The following is an 18,452-nucleotide window of genomic DNA, read 5'->3' on the forward strand; positions in this document are numbered from 1 at the left end:
GCCTATTCCTCACCCATGGGAGGCAGATTCTTGACGAACGGCGTGTCGTAGTCGACCTTGCCGAGCTTCGCCGCACCACCGGGAGATCCGAGGTCGTTGAAGAAATCGATGTTGGTCTGCACGTACTCGGTCCACTCGTCCGGTACGTCGTCTTCGTAGAAGATCGCCTCGACGGGGCACACGGGCTCGCAGGCGCCACAGTCCACGCATTCGTCCGGGTGGATGTACAGCATGCGACCACCCTCGTAGATGCAGTCGACCGGGCACTCTTCGATGCATGCCTTGTCCAACACGTCCACGCACGGCTCCGCAATCGTGTACGTCACTGCTGTTCTCCCTGCCTCTCTGAATGCCCGCCGACCCGTACGGTCCCAGCGCATCGGCGCACCGGCGCCCACAACCGAACAGTATCCACCGTCGCCGGTCCTCACCTTCCCGTTAGGGTGCCCTGACCTGACCGTGGAGCCAGGCCTGACCTAGCGGACAGTGACGCCGATCTCACGACGGGCGTACGCGGTGGTGCGCTCGCGGGCAGGGCGACCGATGCCCTCGGCGATCGCCACCAGCTCGGAGACGGTCTTCTCCGAACCGTGCTGCGAACCCGCCATCCGCGAGATCGTCTCCTCCATCAACGTGCCACCGAGATCGTTGGCTCCGCCCTCGAGCATCGCCTGCGTCCCGGCCACACCGAGCTTGACCCAGCTGGTCTGGATGTTCTCGATGCGCCCGTGCAGCATGATGCGCGCCAGCGCGTGCGCCGCGCGGTTGTCGCGCATCGTCGGTCCCGGGCGGGACGCACCCGCGAGATACAGCGGCGACGACTGGTGCACGAACGGCAGGAGCACGAACTCGGTGAACCCGCCGGTGCGGTCCTGGATCCCACGCAGCACATTCAGGTGCCCGACCCAGTGGTGCGGTTGGTCCACGTGGCCGTACATCATCGTCGAACTGGAACGCAATCCCACCTCATGCGCAGTGGTGACCACCTCGATCCACTCCGCGGTGGGCAGCTTGCCCTTCGTGAGGACCCAGCGCACCTCGTCGTCGAGGATCTCCGCGGCCGTGCCCGGGATGGTGTCGAGGCCGGCTTCGCGCAGCTCCGTCAACCATTCACGGATGGACGTACCGCTTCGCGCGACACCGTTGACGATCTCCATCGGCGAGAACGCGTGCACGTGCATCGACGGCACCCGCGCCTTGACCGCTCGCACCAGATCGGCGTAGCCCGTGACGGGCAGCTCGGGGTCGATGCCGCCCTGCATGCACACCTCGGTGGCGCCGGCGACGTGCGCTTCCCACGCCCGGTCGGCGACTTCCTCCGAGGAGAGCGTGAAGGCGTCGGCGTCGCCCTTACGCTGCGCGAACGCACAGAACCGACAACCCGTGTAACAGATGTTGGTGAAGTTGATGTTCCGGTTGACGACATACGTGACGTCGTCGCCGACCGTGTCGCGACGCAGCTGATCTGCCAGCGCGACCATCGCCTCGAGACCCGCCCCGTCGGCGTTCGCGAGAGCGATGTACTCGGCGTCGGAGCACCCGCCCGGGTCGCGCTCCGCAGACCGCAGGGCCGACAGCACGTCACTGTCGAGCCGCACCGGCGCATTTTCGCCGAGCGCGAGCACTTGCTCGCGCACGGTGTCCCAGTCACCGAAGGCACTACCCAGGTCGGAGCGATGAACGGTGTTGCGTCCGGTCACGTCGATCTCGGAGTTGAGGTCGACACGTCCCGACGACTCCCATTCGATGTCGGGTTCCTGCCACGGCAGCCCCGACGGGATGACCTGCTGCGCGAGACCCGTCTCCGGGTCGGACAGCGCACGGACATGAGCGGTGATCCTCGGGTCGATCCACGGCTGACCGGCCAGCACGTACTGCGGCTGCGCTGCGATGCGTTCGGTGAGCCGGAATCCCGCCTCGGCACTGAGCTGGGCCAGCGTGTCGAGATTCGGCCACGGCCGCTCCGGGTTGACGTGATCCGGTGTCAGCGGCGACACGCCACCCCAATCGTCGACTCCCGCCGCGAGCAGTGCGCGGCACTCGTCGAGCGACACCAGGTTCGGCGGCGCCTGGATGCGCATACCCGGGCCGAGGATCAGACGGGAGACCGCGATCGCAGCGAGGAACTCGTCGAGCGCGGCGTCGTCGACGTCGCGCATCGCGGTGTCGTCCTTGGCCCGGAAGTTCTGCACGATGACTTCCTGGATGTGCCCGAACGCCTTGTGTGTCTTCCGGATCGCCAGGATCGACTCGGCACGCTCGACGAAGGACTCCCCGATGCCGACGAGGATGCCCGTGGTGAACGGCACCGACAAGCGACCCGCATCGGTGAGCACCCGCAGCCTCACGGATGGTTCCTTGTCGGGACTGCCGTGATGGCACTGGCCCTTCTCCGTGAACAACCGCTCCGACGTCGTCTCGAGCATCATGCCCATCGACGGCGCCACCGGCTTGAGCCGTGAGATCTCGGCCCAGCTCATCACACCCGGATTCAGGTGCGGCAGCAGCCCGGTCTCCTCGAGCACCCGGATCGACATCGCCCGCACATAGTCGAGCGTCGAGTCGTATCCGCGTTCGTCGAGCCACTGTCTCGCCTCGGGCCATCGGTCCTCCGGCCTGTCGCCGAGGGTGAACAACGCTTCCTTGCAGCCGAGCTCGGCGCCCTGTCGTGCGATCTCGAGGATCTCGTCGGGCTCGAGGTACATGCCTCGGCCTTCAGCGCGAAGCTTGCCCGGGACGGTGACGAACGTGCAGTAGTGGCAACGGTCGCGACACAGCCGCGTGATCGGGACGAACACCTTCCTCGAGTAGGTGACGGTTCCCGGACGATCCTCCGCCAGCAGACCCGCATCGCGTACCCGCGCCGCCGACATACACAGATCGTCGAGATCCGCGCCGCGCGCCTGCAACAGCACAGTGGCTTCGTCGACGTTGAGACTCACCCCGTCGCGAGCGCGGCGCAACGCCCGGCGCATCGCCGACGGAGTCGGCTGTGGAGCACCTGCCGACGCTGTCGGCTGTGGAGCACCTGCCGACGCTGTCGGCTGTGGAGCACCTGCCGACGCTGTCGGCTGTGGAGCACCTGCCGACGCTGTCGGCTGTGGGGCGGCACCGGGTCGCAGCGACGGCGACGGGAGCATCGCGGAGTGCTGGGTGTCGTCAGCGGAATCGGTCATGGGCCGATCATGCGCTCCCGCCGTGTCGCATGCCACTTCGGGGTGTCACCTCCGGTCACTCGTGGGGATAGTCGTCGTCCACGGATACCTCGCGATTCTGCTCGGCGGCGTCGGCGGGGTCGACCTCGAGCGGCAGGTCGGATGGGAACGTGTCGCGAGGATCGTCGTAGGCAGGCGTCGACTGTTCGACGCGATCCCCTTCGGAATCCTCCGTCGACAGGCTCGGGAACTCGACTGCATCGGAAGTGTCGGTCATGTCGGCTTCACTCATGTCGATCCTCCTCGTCGTGGCTGAAACGCCCGGCGGTGTGGGGATACCCGGGGCCACCCGAATCGGGGGCCTTCGCAATCCTAACGTCTACGTAGACCTGATGCTTTCTGCCACTAGGTGGCAGGCGGTGGAGATTCACATTCCTCACGGCCAGCCGAGTCGGGCGGCCACGACAAATCCGTGTTTCGGTAGTTCCCGGCCGTCGCGGTCGTGGCCTGCGGCGAGGGTGTCGAAGGTGACCGGATGCCACAGTCGCGTAAGCAGGTCGGTTTCGGCGCCGGTGATCAGGTCGAGCAGCCACGCGGGGCGCCGACATATTTGTCCGGCCGGTGCCGGGCGTGCTGCAGGTCGTCCCGGTCCGTGTGAAGGTTTGATTCTTCGGGGGTGCGGCGATCGCACCCGGTGCGACGAATAGGGGAACCGGGGCTCTGATGCAGTGGCGACCTGCACTACTGGAACGTCGTAGCATTCCGCGGCTTCGTCACGAGGCGGAGGAGGCATCCGACAGTATGAGGGAGTGTCAGATTTCTCGTCGACTGTTGTAAGCCTGGAACCCGGAACCGAGTCGGGAGTGTGAATGTGGAGAGCAGCACCGGGACGGTGATGACCGAACCCGCGTGGCGGCCGAGTCCGAAGGCGCGCGCGTTGTGGGCGATCAACGCCACGTTGATGTGGATACCGATCGTCATTGCGCAGGTCGTGTGGGGTGTGCTCGACTCCGGACGGATCGGGTGGCATGTAGCGGCGGCAGTCGCGACCGTCGTCGTCGCCGGTCTGCACGTCGGGGTGGTCCCGCTCTGGCGGTATCGGGTGCACCGGTGGGAAATCAGCGACACCGCCGTGCACACCCGCTCGGGTTGGTTCACCCAGGAGCGCCGGATCGCCCCGATCTCGCGGATTCAGACCGTCGACACCGAACGCGGCCCGATCGACCGGTGGCTCGGGCTCGCGACCGTCACCGTCACCACCGCGTCGTCCGCCGGGGCCGTGGAGATCACCGCGCTCGACACGGCGGTGGCCGACGAGACGGTGGCGCGGCTCACCACGATCGCTGGCCGGAACGGGGCCGACGCGACGTGAACCCGGAATCCGATACCGCTGTCACCGACGACACCGTCGGCTGGCAGCGTCTCGACCGCCGGATGCTGTTGGTTCATCCGGTCGAAGAGATCCTGAAGCTGTTTCCCGTTCTGATCGGTTCGGTGCTGCTGGGCAGCAGCAGCGGAAACCCGTACTGGGGGCTCGGTGTCGCGGCGCTGCTGGTTCTCGTCGGACTCGCACGCTGGTTCACCACGAGCTATCGGGTCGGACCCGTGCACGTCGAGCTGCGCCGCGGCCTGGTTCAGCGCCGCGAGCTGTCGATCCCTCGCAGCCGCATCCGGTCGGTCGATGTCGATCGGCGCCTGCTGCACCGGCTGCTCGGTCTCGCGGTCGTGAAGATCGGCACAGGACAATCGGGCGGTAGCAGCTCCGACCACAACAGGTTCGAGCTCAACGGCATCGCGATCGAAGACGTCCCTGCTCTGCGTGCCGCACTCCTCGAGGGCGGACAGAATCCCGTCACACCAGCGAGCACTCCCGAGTCCCACCGTGTGGACGCTGCTCCGAGCGAACGCGAACTTGCCCGTTTCCGGCCCGGATGGGTGCGGTACGCACCGTTCTCGGCCACCGGGCTGATCGGCGTCGCCGCCGTGGTCGGCTTGGCGTTCCAGTACGGCATCGGCGAACGACTCACCGAATCGGACACCGTCGAGCGCGGTGTCGATGCGCTCGCGGCGGCCGGTATCGCGGTCGTCGTCGGTGTGGCTATCGTCGTGATCCTCGTCGTGGCGAGTATCGCCGCGTGCATCCGGTACCTGCTGTTGTACGGGAACCTGATGGTCACCGATGACGGGCGGATGCTGCGGGTCGGGCGGGGCCTGCTGCGGGTGCGGCACACGACGCTCGATCGCGCGCGGCTTCGCGGCGTCGACGTCCACGAACCGCTCGCGTTGAGGCTCGTGGGAGCGGCGCGCCTCGACGCGATCATGACGGGGGTGTCGGCCGAACGCGGCGAGTCATCGCTCGTGTTGCCGTCGGCGCCGGACGGCGAGGTACGTCGGGTCGCCGGCGAGGTACTCACCACCGACTCGCCCCTGAGGGCGCCACTGGTCCCCCACGGCTCTGCGGCACGTCGTCGTCGCTTCACCCGGGCCGTCACTCCGGTGGTGGGCCTGATGGCGGTCGGCATCGCGGTCGCCGCACTCGTCGACCGGCCGCTGCCATTGCCCGCGATCGTGGTGGGCGCGGCTGTGCTCGTGGTGGCCGCGGCAGCGCTCGGGTGGGATCGATACAAGGGTCTCGGGCATGCCTCACCCGCCGGGTATCTCGTCACACGTGCGGGTTCGCTCGACCGCCACCGGATCAGTCTCGAGGCGGACGGGATCATCGGGTGGACCGTGCGCCAGACGTTCTTCCAGCGGCGTGCCGGCGTGGCAACGGTGATCGCTGCGACTCCCGCCGGAGCGGGCCACTACGCGGTCGTGGACGTCCCCGAGTGCGACGCCTGGTCGTTGATCGAATCCGTGACTCCCGGCGCCGGCGACATCTGGACACGCGGAGGCCCGGTCTCGTGATCGATCCCTGGCACAGGCCCGGCGCCGACACACTCGCCGGTATGGATTCGCTCCTCGTCGAGTGCCGCGCGTGCCCACGGCTGGTCGAGTGGCGTGAACGGGTCGCGCGGGAAAAGCGGGCCGCATTCCGCGACGAGGAGTACTGGGGTCGACCGGTGCCCGGTTTCGGCCCCACGGACGCAGCGCTGCTGATCGTGGGGTTGGCGCCTGCCGCGCACGGCGCCAACCGGACGGGACGGATGTTCACCGGTGACCGTTCCGGCGATTTCCTGTATGCCGCGATGTACGAGGCGGGTCTCGCGTCGCAACCCACCGCGACACGGCCCGGTGACGGACTCGAACTGCTCGGTAGCCGGATCACCTCACCGGTGCACTGCGCACCCCCCGCCAACAAACCGACCGTGACCGAGCGGGACACGTGCCGAGGCTGGCTCGAGCAGGAACTCGCGTTGCTCTCGCCGACGCTGCGGGCCGTCGTCGTGCTCGGTGGATTCGGGTGGCAGGCGCTGCTCCCGGTACTGGCTGCCGCAGGGTGGGTCGTGCCGTCTCCGCGCCCTCGGTTCGGGCATGGTGCGAGCGTCACTCTTTCCCCCTCTACCGAGGAGAAGGCCCCGCTGCACTTGTTCGGGTGTTATCACGTCAGTCAGCAGAACACCTTCACCGGCCGTCTGACCCGGGAGATGACCACGACGGTGCTCACATCTGCTGCGCGGGCGGCCGGCCTGACTGCATGATCGCTTTGATCCGCGCCGAGAAGAGGTAGCCGCCTGCGGGTAGGAGCGCCGCGACGGGCAACATCAGGATCCGCCAGTCGGCCATGGCGAGCTGATCGCCACCCGGCCCGACGGCCAGACACGCAGCGAATCCGAGCAACCACGCCGCAAGCGGCAGCATCGCGGTACGAAACGACCCGGTTTCGCTGTATACGGCCATGACCAGCAGCAGATTGATCACTGCGGCGAGCAGGATCGTGATCGGGAACGGCACCGTACCGATGTAGAGACCGAGGAACATCACCGACAGGATCGCGCACAGGACCCCGTCGAACACGAGCAACGCGACCACACCTCTACGGGGCTCCGGCGGCAGCGCGGGTACGTCCGGTAGTGCGGTTGCAGGGTCGACCGTCATCGTTCCATAGTGCGCGACGACCCCTTGCCCGAGCCAACCGGGGTCGGCCGCCTGGTCACGGCACGGGTGGGTAGCCGAGCATGGTCAGCAGGTGCGATTGCATGTCGACGAACCCGTAGAGCGCGTCGAAATAACCGGCGCGGATCTCGTCGGCGTGCGGACGCAACGAGTCGACGAACGCGATGATCTGATTCTGAACGGACCAGTCGTACATCGCCGCCCTCCCCTTCATCGGTGACGGCGGTCACGTTATCCGATGCCGGAGAAGAGGTCACGCTCCCGCCCGGAATCGTCCGTTTCGCCCGGCTCTCCGCGAACCAGGCGGAAATGTTCTTCGCCGAAGACCGGTTGGGCGACGAGGTTCGACAGCGTGAACTGCTCTCCGCCCGACGCCACGATCACCTGAGTCGCGTGGGCGGCCATCGCGGAACGTTTCGCGTCGAGCACCCCGCGGACGTCGACGACGGCCGTCACGTGATCGTCGGGCACGCTCGGAAGCTCCCCCGGATCGGGCAGGCGCCACCCGTCCGGGAGGTCGCCGATCTCGGCGACACCCGTTTCGAGCGCCGACTTCTCGGTCACCGTCCAGTACACCTTCGCCGGGCTCCACGGTGCGCCGGCAGCCGGGTAGTCCTCGGTCCCGGAGAGCTCGACCGCAGCGGTCACGCGTTCGTGCACCACGATGTGGTCGGGGTGCCCGTACCCGCCGACCGGGTCGTAGGTGACCACCACGTGGGGCCGTGCGCGCCGGATGACGGCAACAAGCTCCGCGACAGCTTCATCGGAATCGGCGTTGACCCACGCGCGGGGATTCGCCGCCGACGGGGTGCCGGCCATTCCGGAGTCCCGCCAATGGCCTGCCCCACCCAGGAAGCAGGGCGCGTCGACTCCGAGTGCATTCAGCGCCCGGGTCAACTCCAGCACGCGGTAGCCACCCAGCTGGTCGGCCCGGTCTGCGGTGAGCTGCGCCCACTCGTCGCCGATCACCTCGCCTTCCTCGCCGAGGGTGCAGGTCACCACGGTGACCTCGGCCCCTTCGGCGACATAACGGGCGATAGTGCCACCCGTAGTGAGAGTTTCGTCGTCCGGATGTGCGTGTACGAGCAACAGCCTGCGGGGTTCGTCAACGGTCACTGCGTGTTCCTCCACCAGAATCGAGCGTCGCCGACGATGCCTGCGGGCACCGGGCCGGCCAAGGCCACTCCGTCCACACCGGGACCGGCAGCGGCGACGGACCGGCCCTGAATGATCGGGAGGTTCACTGCGAGATCCCACAGCCGCGGTTCCACCGCGGCGAGGGTCGCCGGGACGTCGCCGGTACCGTGCAGGGCATCGACGAGCCGAGTCTGCACTGCGGGATCACAGGCACCGGAAAGATTGCTGGGTGCTTCGAGTTGGGCGACGGCGGCTTCCTCCGCGTCATCCCCCGATTCCTGGTCGCCCGCATCCTCGTTTCCAACACCCGAATCGGAGTCGTCCGCTGCGGTGGTGGCCGCGGCTCCGCTCCTCGACGTGGGCGCCGACTCTGCTGTCTCCGTCGTCTCCGCCGACCCGACCGTCTCCGATACAGACGGAGCAGGAGGCGTGGGCGGGCACCCGAACCGGGAGAGGGCCCGGGTTGCGGGGTCGGAACCCGCCTGCATCCAGCCGACGATCGCGTGCACATCACCGTCGACGAGGGCGTCTCCGTAGAGTTCGTCCGGCGGTAGTTCGCTCACCGTGGCCGCGATTCCTGCGCCGGACAGTACGTCCGCCGCCGTCCGTGCGACGGTGCGTGCAGTCTCCGACCCTTCGGCGACACCGAGCACGAGCACGAGCGGGGCGCCGTCGCGAACGAGCGCGCCGTCCGCGATCGGTTCTGCGCGTCCTGTGGGCGTCTGTTCTTGCGACTCCTCGTCCGAGGACGACGACTCCGATGCACCGGTCGACGGGGTCGCCGTTTCGGCAGGGGACGACGGATCCGCAGACGGCTCGGGGTCCGGCACAGCAGGCACGTTGGGTAGATACCCGGCGTCCGCGAGCAGCCCCAGCGCTTCCTCTCGACTCGGTCGCGGCGGCATCGTGGGTGTGTATCCGGGATCGGACGGCGCGAGGATCTGAGCCCTGTCGGGAACGACCTCGGCCTCGGAACCCGCCGCGACCAGCCCGAGCATCTCCGGGTCGAGCAGGCCGAGCACACCGCGGCGCACCCTCGGGTCGGCGAGGGCGGGAGTGCGAGTGTTGAGCGTCAATTCGAGCGTCCTGGGCTCGAGCTGCACGTGAGTGCGCAGGTCCGGTACTGCACCGAGCTGGGCGAGCAGAGCCGATCCGCCGGATACCTGTGCGATCTGGGTGTCGCCGCTACGCATCGATTCGGTGAGCTGGGCGTCGCTGCCACCGCGTCGCATGAGGATCTCGTCGGGCAGGGCGGGCTCGCCCCAGAACCGGTCGTTGCGCTCGAGCAGCACTTCGCCACGACCACGGTCGACGGACTCCACCTTGAACGGACCTCCCGACACGGGGATCGTTTCCGACAGGCCGGTGTCGAAACCACCCGGGGTGTCCTTGACGAGGTGTGCGGGAAGCATCTCGGCGAACAGTTCTCGCCACGCGGGATACGGCTCGCGCAGAGTCACGGTGACCGTCTTGCCGCCGCCCGAGGATTGGACGTTCTCGATCAGCCGATAGCCGGCGGCGTCGACGACTCCAGGCTGCGAGGTCATCTGCTGCCAGAGGTAGTGGAAGTCCTCCGCCGCGATGGGGGCGCTGTCCGACCACTGGGCGTCGGTCCGAACCTCGTATTCGATGGTGAACGGCGCCTGCGAGACGACCTCCGCGGACACCAGTACCGAGTCGTCGAGCACCCATTCGGTGAAGGCAGGGTCCTCCGCGTTCGGCACAGGGCGGAATGCGCTGGGCAGGACCAGTTCTGCGATCGCAGCGCCGACCGGTGACTGATCTGCCAGCAGGTGCGGGTTGAAACCGGTCTCCACACCGTCGATCGCTACGACCACGGTGTTGCGTTTCTGGGTGGGCGCGGGCGTTGCCGTCGGCTCTGTCTGCTCGATCGGCGGAGGCGGATCAGCGGTACACGCCGACGCCACCAGCACGGCCGCCACGACTGCCACCGGACCGATCCACCGCCGACGCCGGACGTGCGAACGCAACACTCGAGGCTCCCTTGTGACGACCTGCTGGTATGTGACGGCCCCGGGAGCCTGGGCTACCGGGGCCACTCTCACACTATTCCTACTGGTTGCGGGCCTTCTCACGCGAACGCGCACGGGCACGGTCGGTGGCCGACAGGTGCAGCTTGCGCACCCGCACGATCTCCGGCGTGACCTCCACGCACTCGTCAGCGGCACAGAACTCCATGGCTGCTTCGAGAGTCAGCTCGATGGGCTTGGCGAGGGTCTCCATCACGTCGGCGGAGGACTGACGCATGTTGGTCAGCTTCTTCTCGCGGGTGACGTTGATGTCGAGGTCTTCCTGACGCGGGTTGATACCCACGACCATGCCCTCGTAGGTGTCCGCTCCGGGCTCGACGAAGAACGTGCCGCGGTCGGCCAGCTGGATCATGGCGAACGGCGTCACAGATCCCGTGCGGTCGGACACGAGCGACCCGGTGTGGCGTGCGCGGATCTCCCCCGCCCACGGCGCGTAGCCGTGGAAGATCGCGTTCGAGATACCCGTGCCGCGGGTTTCCGTGAGGAAGTCGGTACGGAACCCGATGAGACCGCGGGACGGGACGAGGAACTCCATCCGGACCCAGCCCGTGCCCTGGTTCGTCATCTGGACCATCTTGCCCTTGCGGTTCGCAAGCAGCTGAGTGATCGAACCGAGGTACTCCTCGGGGCTGTCGATCGTCAGCTCTTCGTACGGCTCGTGCAGCTTGCCGTCGACAGTCCTGGTGACCACCTGAGGCTTGCCGACCGTGAGCTCGAAACCCTCGCGACGCATCTGCTCGACCAGGATGGCGAGCGCGAGCTCACCACGACCCTGCACCTCCCACGCGTCGGGACGGCCGATGTCGAGCACCTTCAGCGACACGTTGCCGACGAGCTCGGAATCGAGACGGGTCTTGACCATGCGCGCGGTCAGCTTGTGGCCCTTGACGCGCCCGACGAGCGGCGACGTATTGGTGCCGATGGTGACCGAGATGGCCGGCTGGTCGACCGTGATCCGGGGCAGCGCCACCGGGTTCTCGAGGTCGGCCAGGGTGTCGCCGATCATGATGTCGGGGAACCCGGCGACGGCCACGATGTCGCCGGCGACGGCGGATTCGGCGGGATGCCGCTCCACACCGACGGTCGCGAGCAGCTCGGTGATCTTCGCCTTGGTGACGACCGGCTCACCGTCGACCTCGCGCATCCAGCTCACGGTCTGGCCCTTGCGGAGCTCGCCGTTGTGGATGCGGACCAGCGCGAGGCGGCCCAGGAACGCGGAGGCGTCGAGGTTGGTGACGTGTGCCTGCAACGGTGCCGCGACGTCGCCCTTGGGTGCAGGGACGTACTCCATCAGCACGTCGAACAGGTCGTCGAGGTTCTCGGCGTCGGGAGCCTGGCCGTTCTCGGGCTGCTTGCGGCTGGCCTTGCCTTCACGACCCGAGGCGTAGAGCACGGGAAGTCCGAGGGCGAGCTCGGCGGCTTCTGCTGCTTCGTCGTCGAGGTCGGACGCGAGGTCGAGGAGCAGGGTCTGGCTTTCCTCGACGACCTCTGCGATGCGGGCGTCGGGGCGGTCGGTCTTGTTCACGACCAGGATCACCGGCAGCGACGCGGCGAGCGCCTTGCGGAGCACGAAGCGGGTCTGCGGAAGCGGGCCCTCGGAGGAGTCGACGAGAAGGACGACACCGTCGACCATCGACAGACCGCGCTCGACCTCGCCACCGAAGTCGGCGTGGCCCGGGGTGTCGATGACGTTGATGACGGTCACGTTGCCGTCGGCATGGTGCCGATGCACCGCGGTGTTCTTGGCGAGAATGGTGATGCCCTTCTCGCGTTCGAGGTCGCCGGAGTCCATGACTCGGTCAACGAGTTCAGCACGCTCCGCGAACGCACCCGACTGGCGCAGCATGGCGTCGACGAGGGTGGTCTTTCCATGGTCGACGTGCGCCACGATGGCGACGTTTCGAAAATCAGCGGTGCTCACGCGATGGCTCTCCTGGCTGTAGTCCGGCCACACGGCACTGGACCCGGTTGGCACCTCGCCCGTACGGCGCAAATTTCGTTCTGGGCCGCCACGCGAATGCGACACACCCGGCGTGGACTTCGAGATCAAATCTCCGAAGGTCCATGCAGGCACTGCGGCCACGAATACCCTACAGCCCGCAGGGGTGTGCACGCGGCATCGCGAACCTATCGGCCCAGCTCAGCGTACCTCGGAGTGATGTTCGACACGCGAGAGAGCCCAACTTCACGACTGGAAGACAGCCCAATGTGACCCTTGGTGTTCAAGTGAGGGAACGCTAACCTGACTTCCAAGCGCACGGACGGGAGCAGGACGACGATGGGCAAGAAGAAGTTCAAAGCGAGCACTGTCGCAGGTCTGAAGCCGAAGAAGAAGTGCTGCCGCAAGAAGACGCGCTGCGTGAAATGCCCCGTCGTGATCATGCGCATGAAGAAGGTCCAGGACAACGGGATGAGCGAGAAGCAGCTGCGCAAGCACCTGGAGAAGGTCCGCGCCGCCTGACTCGGCGCCTACCCGGTCACCTCCGGTCATTGCGGGTGGCTCCGGCGAGACGACACAATGGGTCATGGCCCAGTTGCTCACAGACGGAGAAATCGACGCCGCACTGTCCGACCTTCCGCATTGGCACCGGGCCGGCGACGCCCTGGTGCGCACGATCGAATCACCGACGTTTCCCGACGCAATCACCCTGGTCGGCAGGGTGGCCGAGGTCGCGGAGGAAGCGAACCACCACCCCGATATCGACATCCGGTGGCGCAAGGTGACCTACTCGCTCAGTACCCACTCCGCAGGGGGGATCACCGCGGCCGATCCGGATCTGGCTCACAAGATCGATGCGCTGGCAGGACCGTAACGGAATCGCTGCTGCCCCATCGCGGAGCCACGATCATCCACAGATAGACGACGAGGACGCCGACGACGTTCACCGCTCCGAGCCACGCGAGCGGCGCGGGCCTGTCGATGTCCCACATAGAAGCCTGGAAGGTACTCAGCACCCACGGCACGCCCACCAGCGTCACCGCCCCCCAGCAGACCGCCACGACCCGGGTACCGAGACGACCGGCCAGTGGCCCGTAGACGAGCCACAGCAACATCGGTACGACCCACACCCAGTGGTGCACCCACGAGATCGGCGACACCAACAAACCGAACAGCTGAACGATGACGAGCGTGCCGAGACGGTCGTCGGGGCCGAGTGACCGCCAGGCCGCGAACGCGAGGACCGCGCACGCGGCGACCGCGACGATCCACACCGCACCCGTATCCACGTCACGGCCGAGAAGCCGACTGAGCGCACCCCGCAGTGACTGGTTCCAGACCGATCCCACCGGGCCGATCCGATCGGCGTCGCCGAACATCGAGGTGAAGTAGGTACGCGCCTGCTCCCCGAGCAGCACGCTGCTGACCGCGACGGTGGCACCGAACACGACGGCGGAGAAGAACGCCTCCCGCCAGCGTCGCCTGGCCAGGAAGTACACGCCCGTGATCGCGGGAGTGAGCTTGATGCCGGCCACGATCCCGACGAGCCCACCGGACAGCCACCACCGGTTGCTGCGGACCGCCAGCATCACGGCCAGCACCAGGAAGACATTGATCTGCCCGTAGTCGAGGGTCGTGCGCACCGGTTCGATCCACACCGCGATCGCTGTCCAGACCAACGCCACCGACGTCCAGCGACTTCCGCGGGCCACCGGACCGACGAGCAGGTCGAGTGCGATCCGGATGACCCAGAAAAGCGCTGCGATCGTCAGAAGCAACCACAGGATGCCGAGAACCCCGAACGGCAGATAGTGCAGCGGCAGGAATACGAGAGCCGCGAACGGCGGATAGGTGAACGGCAGCGGGAAATCGGGAGTGTCGCGCGAATAGGTGAAGTCGTAGAGCTCGCCGCTCAGGAGTGCGGCGGAACCGTCGACGTACACATGCAGGTCGACGAGATTCATGCCGTTGGGAGTCAGCAGGCCCAATGCAAGCCTGGTGACCACCGACAACAGCAGAAGCAGCACGCACCACAGGCGGTACGACCGAGCACGTTCTGGCACTGCGGTGCGCCTCCCGTCGTCGTCGTCCGGGTGCTCCGACCCGGCGTCAGAGATTACCGGTGCGATGCAACAGATCGAAAAACGACAGCCCCTCACGTAACAATTTCATCTCTGGTCACACTTTTCACATCCGAATCGAGTTACCGTCAACCGCGAACCGCCATACGGAACACCCTGTAGCTACACTCCCCGCAGGTATCAGCCCACGCCCTCGACAAACGGGCGTTGCCGCTTGTACCGGACGGGGGGGCTACATAGAGTGTCTCCTCGAGCCGTCAGTATCTGGTTGCCTGTCCAGGACACCGGATACTTCAACGACAAGGATGGGGAACAGTGCTTCGTACTCGAGGAATGCGGAGGGCGCTCACGGTGTGCGCACTCGCCGCCACCGCGGGGCTTGCCGTGCCGACGCACGCAGTCGCGCAACCTGCACCGCCCGCACTACCGGATCTGGCCGAGCTCGTCACGCTCCCCCAGTTCGCTGTGCCGGCCGAACTGTCCATCGAGTCGCTGACGCAGTTCCTCCCCCAGACCGAAGTGAACCTCGAAGAGACGAAGGCCCTCGCGTCTCTCGCGCCCGCAATCGTGGGTGCCGCCGCCGGCCCCTCCGACATCGCGGACGACGGCAAGAACGACATCCTCGCTCAGGCCAAGGAACTGCTCGCGAACTCCGAACTTCCGGATTCGGTGAAGGGCACCCTCGAGAGGGTCATCACCTTCCTCGACGGCAGCGGCGGCGGCGGCCCCGACCTCCCGGCACCGGGTGAAGTCGTGATCTCCCAGTTCCTGTACCCGACGCTGGGCCAGGACTGCATCGGCGACGGCGCCGACTCCGTAGGCACCGCACTCGCAGTCGCGGGTCCGGCACTGCTGCCGCCCCCCGGACCGGGCGCCGGTCAGGCCGGTTTCGTGTTCACTGCCCTCGGTACCGCGCCGGCCGCCGCTGAGCAGGCCGAGCCGCTCACCCTGACCTGGATCAACGTCTCCAACGGTCGCACCGGTACACAGCCGTTGACCAACGCGGCCAATGTCAACCCGGACGGCCCGACCACGCTGACCGCGATCGCCGACACCGGGCCCGGCCAGGTCGTCGCCGTGATCTCGGGTGGCGTCACCACGCAGGAAGAGGGCGCGGATCCGCGCTCGTGCACCTTCCTGCCGACCCTGGGGCTCGTCGCAGTTCCCTGATAGATGAATTCAGCACGAGGCCGCCGGAATTCGTTCCGGCGGCCTCGTCGCGTACGGGTCCGAGTTTCTCGTTCCCCCCGCACCTGCCACCGCACGTGATAGACCGAGACATGGCCCGCACTCCACAGTCACGACCACAGCAGAGTTCGATCCGCTCGTTTCGCTCGCACCGCTCGATACTGTCGATCGCCTCCGAAGGCTCGATCCTGTCCATCGGGTCCGCCTATTCGATCCTGTCGATCGGCAGTGTCGGCTCGATCCTGTCGGTCGGGTCCGCCGGATCTGCAGCCTCGGCGCTGTCGTCGTTGTCGTTCGGCAGCCTGGGTTCGTGTATGTCGGCGCTGTCGCGCTGGTCGCTGATGTCCTGGCGTGGTGTGCATTCGTCGCCCGAGGAACATCCACGTTTCGTGGTGACCGCCGACGAATCGGATCCCGCCGGTCACTGTCAGTGCTGACCCCCTGACCCGCACCCGGTGGGTCCGCTGGGCTTCCAGACCGTCAGCATGTTAGACAAGTTGCGACATCGTTGTTTTCGCACACATCACAGTTGAGGCCGCGCTCGCGCGCGGCCCGGACGAGGACCCCATGGCCGTCGACAGCCCGATTCCCACACGGGAACGGCCCGCACCAGGCGCGTTAGTTCCGGTTCTCGCAGTGTGCGGTATCAGCGTGGCGCTGATGCAGACGCTCATCGTTCCGCTCCTGCCGCAGCTGCCGGTACTCGTCGGCGCGACCCCGGCGAACACGTCCTGGGCGGTGACCGCGACGCTGCTCGCCGGGGCAGTCATCACCCCCATCTCCGGACGCCTCGGCGACATGTTCGGCAAACGACGGATGCTGATCGCCAGCCTCGGCATGATGGTGCTCGGTTCGGCCGTGTGTGCCCTGTCGACCACCCTGGTTCCCCTCGTCGTCGGCCGCACCCTTCAAGGCGCCGCGGTCGGCGCTATCCCCCTCGGCATCGCGATTCTGCGCGACGAACTACCGCCCAAGAAGATTCCCGGCGCCATGGCGACGATCAGCGCCACCCTCGGTGTCGGCGGCGCGATCGGTCTGCCGTTCGCGGCGTTCGTCGCGCAGCTGACCAATTGGCACATGCTCTTCGTGGTCTCCGGGATCATCGGCGCTCTCGGTATCGCGGCGGTGCTGTATTTCGTTCCCGAATCTCCGCAGCGCAATCCGGGCCGCTTCGACTTCGTCGGCGCGATCCTGCTGTCGATCGCGCTGGTGCTTCTCCTCCTCCCGGTCAGCAAGGGCAACACGTGGGGTTGGACGAGCCCGACGACGATCGGAATGTTCACCGGTTCTGTCGTCGTGTTCGTCGGGTGGGGTGTGTACGAGCTGCGTCGTCCCAGACCTCTCGTCGACCTCCGGTTGTCCCGGCGACGCCCGATACTCATGACCAACCTTGCGTCGATTGCACTGGGGTTCGCGATGTATTCCAATGCCCTCGCGTTTCCGCAGCTGCTCATGGCCCCCACCGAGACCGGGTACGGGTTCGGGCTCTCGATGGTGGCTGCGGGCCTCGTGCTGGCCCCGAGCGGACTCGTGATGATGGCGCTGTCACCGGTGTCGGCCCGCATCACCCAAGGGTTCGGTCCGCGCGTCACTCTGGCATGTGGTGCAGCGATCGTCGGGATCGGATACCTGGTGGCATACGTGCTGTACACCGAGGTATGGCACATCCTCGTAGCAGCGATGGTCATCGGTGCCGGAATCGGCTTGGCGTTCGCCGCTATGCCTGCCCTGATCATGGCAGCGGTGCCACTGAGCGAATCGGCAGCGGCCAACAGCCTCAATACTCTGATGCGTTCGATCGGTACGTCTACGTCCGCGGCCGTCATCGGTGTCGTACTCGCCGCCATGACCACCCTGATCGGCGACGCCGTGGTTCCCTCTCTCGACGCCTTCCGGATCACTTTCCTCGTCGCGATCGTCGCGGCGCTCGTCTCGTTGATGTTCACCGCGCTCATCCCGCGCGTACATCCGACTGCACGTCGCGTCGAGAAGTGAGCGGAGCCGCGGTGGCAAATCAGAATTGCGAGAGCGACCACTGCCCGTAGTCGGCAGCCAGAACGTTGTTGACGTCGATACCGATACCGTCGATCTCACCGCCGGACACCTGATGCAGGTGGGCCGCTCCGTGGACGAAACCCTTGGGTGTTCCCCAGTTGTGCTGCCAGTAGAAGGCTCCGAGTCCGACTGTCGTCGCCCACCCGATGGTCGGCGAGTTCGCGTACACCCCGGTGTTCTCGGGCCCGACCACTTCCTGCCACGCAAGCAGATACGGAACGATCTGGGTGGTGAACTGCACGAAGGTCGGGTTGTCGTCGATCGATGCGTAGATCGGCCGATCGTCGGGACCACCCGCTGCGCGATGTAGTTCGAGTCCGCGTCGCGCGTGCTTCAATCCTGACTCGTACCCGCCGAGCCAGTCGGAGGTCTCTCCCTTACCGAACTGGTAGCACGACACCACTTCGAGTCCGTCGCCGGTCAGGGCGTCGGCTTCGCTCTCGGTGAGCGGCTTGGCCATCATCCATTCGGCGCCCGGCCGGCGGTCGGATACGTAGCGGATCGCGCCGATGTGCCCGGCGGCACGGATCGACGATGGGGAAGGTACCGCCGCCGAGTAGTCGACGATGGTGCCGAGCACCTCGCGCCCCTGGGCGATCCCCGGCGCGGCGAACGCGGATGCAACCACGGCCCCTGATCCGATCGCCGTATACCGCAACAGTTCCCGACGGGTGAGTGTCATGCGCGCCTCGCTTCGAAGGTAGGGCAGATGCCACCCGGTATTGCACCACAGCAACACCGGTCACACCTGTCGCATCGACGAAGGCGACCGATTCGTCCGGATCTCCGG

The 18,452-nt window shown here is 66.8% G+C and carries 18 protein-coding genes; 8 read left to right on the forward strand and 10 right to left on the reverse strand.

The window, feature by feature from the left end; genetic code table 11:
* Positions 1-2: 2 nt before the first annotated feature.
* From fdxA to ACZ46K_RS24965, 3 genes are all read right to left on the reverse strand, one after another.
* A complete protein-coding gene (fdxA, locus tag ACZ46K_RS24955) occupies positions 3-326 on the reverse strand; it encodes a ferredoxin (RefSeq protein ID WP_054807352.1) in 324 nt (107 codons plus the stop codon).
* Positions 327-476: 150 nt separating this feature from the next.
* Positions 477-3,176, reverse strand: coding sequence for a bifunctional FO biosynthesis protein CofGH (locus tag ACZ46K_RS24960; protein WP_464745348.1), 2,700 nt, complete (start codon positions 3,174-3,176; stop codon positions 477-479).
* A gap of 55 nt (positions 3,177-3,231) precedes the next feature.
* Entirely contained in the window at positions 3,232-3,447 is a 216-nt protein-coding gene (locus tag ACZ46K_RS24965; RefSeq protein ID WP_330136297.1) for a hypothetical protein, read from the reverse strand.
* A 603-nt stretch (positions 3,448-4,050) separates the two neighbouring features.
* Here ACZ46K_RS24965 and ACZ46K_RS24970 point away from each other — a divergent pair.
* The 3 genes from ACZ46K_RS24970 to ACZ46K_RS24980 all read left to right on the forward strand — a co-directional run bounded on the left by ACZ46K_RS24970 (position 4,051) and on the right by ACZ46K_RS24980 (position 6,796).
* Complete coding sequence (locus ACZ46K_RS24970) at positions 4,051-4,527, forward strand: PH domain-containing protein (protein WP_464749463.1); 477 nt, start codon at positions 4,051-4,053, stop codon at positions 4,525-4,527.
* A 62-nt stretch (positions 4,528-4,589) separates the two neighbouring features.
* Positions 4,590-6,062, forward strand: a complete 1,473-nt coding sequence (locus tag ACZ46K_RS24975) for a PH domain-containing protein (protein ID WP_464749464.1) — start codon at positions 4,590-4,592, stop codon at positions 6,060-6,062.
* A 41-nt stretch (positions 6,063-6,103) separates the two neighbouring features.
* Complete coding sequence (locus tag ACZ46K_RS24980) at positions 6,104-6,796, forward strand: uracil-DNA glycosylase family protein (RefSeq protein ID WP_054805622.1); 693 nt, start codon at positions 6,104-6,106, stop codon at positions 6,794-6,796.
* Here ACZ46K_RS24980 and ACZ46K_RS24985 read toward each other — a convergent pair.
* The 5 genes from ACZ46K_RS24985 to typA all read right to left on the reverse strand — a co-directional run bounded on the left by ACZ46K_RS24985 (position 6,759) and on the right by typA (position 12,320).
* Entirely contained in the window at positions 6,759-7,193 is a 435-nt protein-coding gene (locus ACZ46K_RS24985) for a hypothetical protein (RefSeq protein WP_054805623.1), read from the reverse strand. The genes ACZ46K_RS24980 and ACZ46K_RS24985 overlap by 38 nt on opposite strands.
* A 55-nt stretch (positions 7,194-7,248) precedes the next feature.
* Complete coding sequence (locus tag ACZ46K_RS24990) at positions 7,249-7,407, reverse strand: hypothetical protein (RefSeq protein WP_199233193.1); 159 nt, start codon at positions 7,405-7,407, stop codon at positions 7,249-7,251.
* A gap of 35 nt (positions 7,408-7,442) precedes the next feature.
* Positions 7,443-8,327 carry an N-acetyl-1-D-myo-inositol-2-amino-2-deoxy-alpha-D-glucopyranoside deacetylase gene (gene mshB, locus ACZ46K_RS24995; protein WP_464745350.1) on the reverse strand — a complete coding sequence of 295 codons (885 nt, stop codon included), beginning with the start codon at positions 8,325-8,327 and terminating at the stop codon, positions 7,443-7,445.
* Positions 8,324-10,300 (reverse strand): ABC transporter family substrate-binding protein, encoded by a 1,977-nt coding sequence (locus ACZ46K_RS25000; protein WP_464745352.1) that lies wholly within the window; start codon positions 10,298-10,300, stop codon positions 8,324-8,326. Before ACZ46K_RS25000 ends, mshB begins: the two co-directional genes overlap by 4 nt.
* A 121-nt stretch (positions 10,301-10,421) precedes the next feature.
* Positions 10,422-12,320, reverse strand: a complete 1,899-nt coding sequence (gene typA, locus ACZ46K_RS25005; protein ID WP_464745354.1) for a translational GTPase TypA — start codon at positions 12,318-12,320, stop codon at positions 10,422-10,424.
* Positions 12,321-12,677: 357 nt separating this feature from the next.
* Here typA and ACZ46K_RS25010 point away from each other — a divergent pair, with 357 nt between their 5' ends.
* Together ACZ46K_RS25010 and ACZ46K_RS25015 are read left to right on the forward strand one after the other, a co-directional pair.
* Positions 12,678-12,860: a hypothetical protein gene (locus ACZ46K_RS25010; protein WP_054810343.1), complete on the forward strand. Its 183-nt coding sequence runs from the start codon at positions 12,678-12,680 to the stop codon at positions 12,858-12,860.
* A gap of 64 nt (positions 12,861-12,924) precedes the next feature.
* Positions 12,925-13,212: a 4a-hydroxytetrahydrobiopterin dehydratase gene (locus tag ACZ46K_RS25015; protein ID WP_464745356.1), complete on the forward strand. Its 288-nt coding sequence runs from the start codon at positions 12,925-12,927 to the stop codon at positions 13,210-13,212.
* Here the strand turns inward: ACZ46K_RS25015 and ACZ46K_RS25020 are convergent.
* Positions 13,157-14,401, reverse strand: a complete 1,245-nt coding sequence (locus ACZ46K_RS25020; protein ID WP_464745358.1) for a mannosyltransferase — start codon at positions 14,399-14,401, stop codon at positions 13,157-13,159. The two genes, ACZ46K_RS25015 and ACZ46K_RS25020, sit on opposite strands and share 56 nt — an antisense overlap.
* Before the next feature lie 351 nt (positions 14,402-14,752).
* Between ACZ46K_RS25020 and ACZ46K_RS25025 the strand changes: the two genes are divergently transcribed.
* The 3 genes from ACZ46K_RS25025 to ACZ46K_RS25035 all read left to right on the forward strand — a co-directional run bounded on the left by ACZ46K_RS25025 (position 14,753) and on the right by ACZ46K_RS25035 (position 17,602).
* Positions 14,753-15,589, forward strand: coding sequence for an Rv1157c family protein (locus tag ACZ46K_RS25025; protein WP_464749465.1), 837 nt, complete (start codon positions 14,753-14,755; stop codon positions 15,587-15,589).
* 110 nt (positions 15,590-15,699) lie between these two features.
* Positions 15,700-16,044 (forward strand): hypothetical protein, encoded by a 345-nt coding sequence (locus ACZ46K_RS25030; protein ID WP_054805614.1) that lies wholly within the window; start codon positions 15,700-15,702, stop codon positions 16,042-16,044.
* A gap of 130 nt (positions 16,045-16,174) precedes the next feature.
* A complete protein-coding gene (locus ACZ46K_RS25035; RefSeq protein ID WP_464745360.1) occupies positions 16,175-17,602 on the forward strand; it encodes an MFS transporter in 1,428 nt (475 codons plus the stop codon).
* 19 nt (positions 17,603-17,621) lie between these two features.
* Here the strand turns inward: ACZ46K_RS25035 and ACZ46K_RS25040 are convergent, their stop codons facing one another.
* Positions 17,622-18,344, reverse strand: a complete 723-nt coding sequence (locus ACZ46K_RS25040; protein WP_054805624.1) for a glycoside hydrolase domain-containing protein — start codon at positions 18,342-18,344, stop codon at positions 17,622-17,624.
* Positions 18,345-18,452 lie beyond the last annotated feature (108 nt).

This window comes from Rhodococcus sp. JCM 9793 (assembly GCF_055380405.1).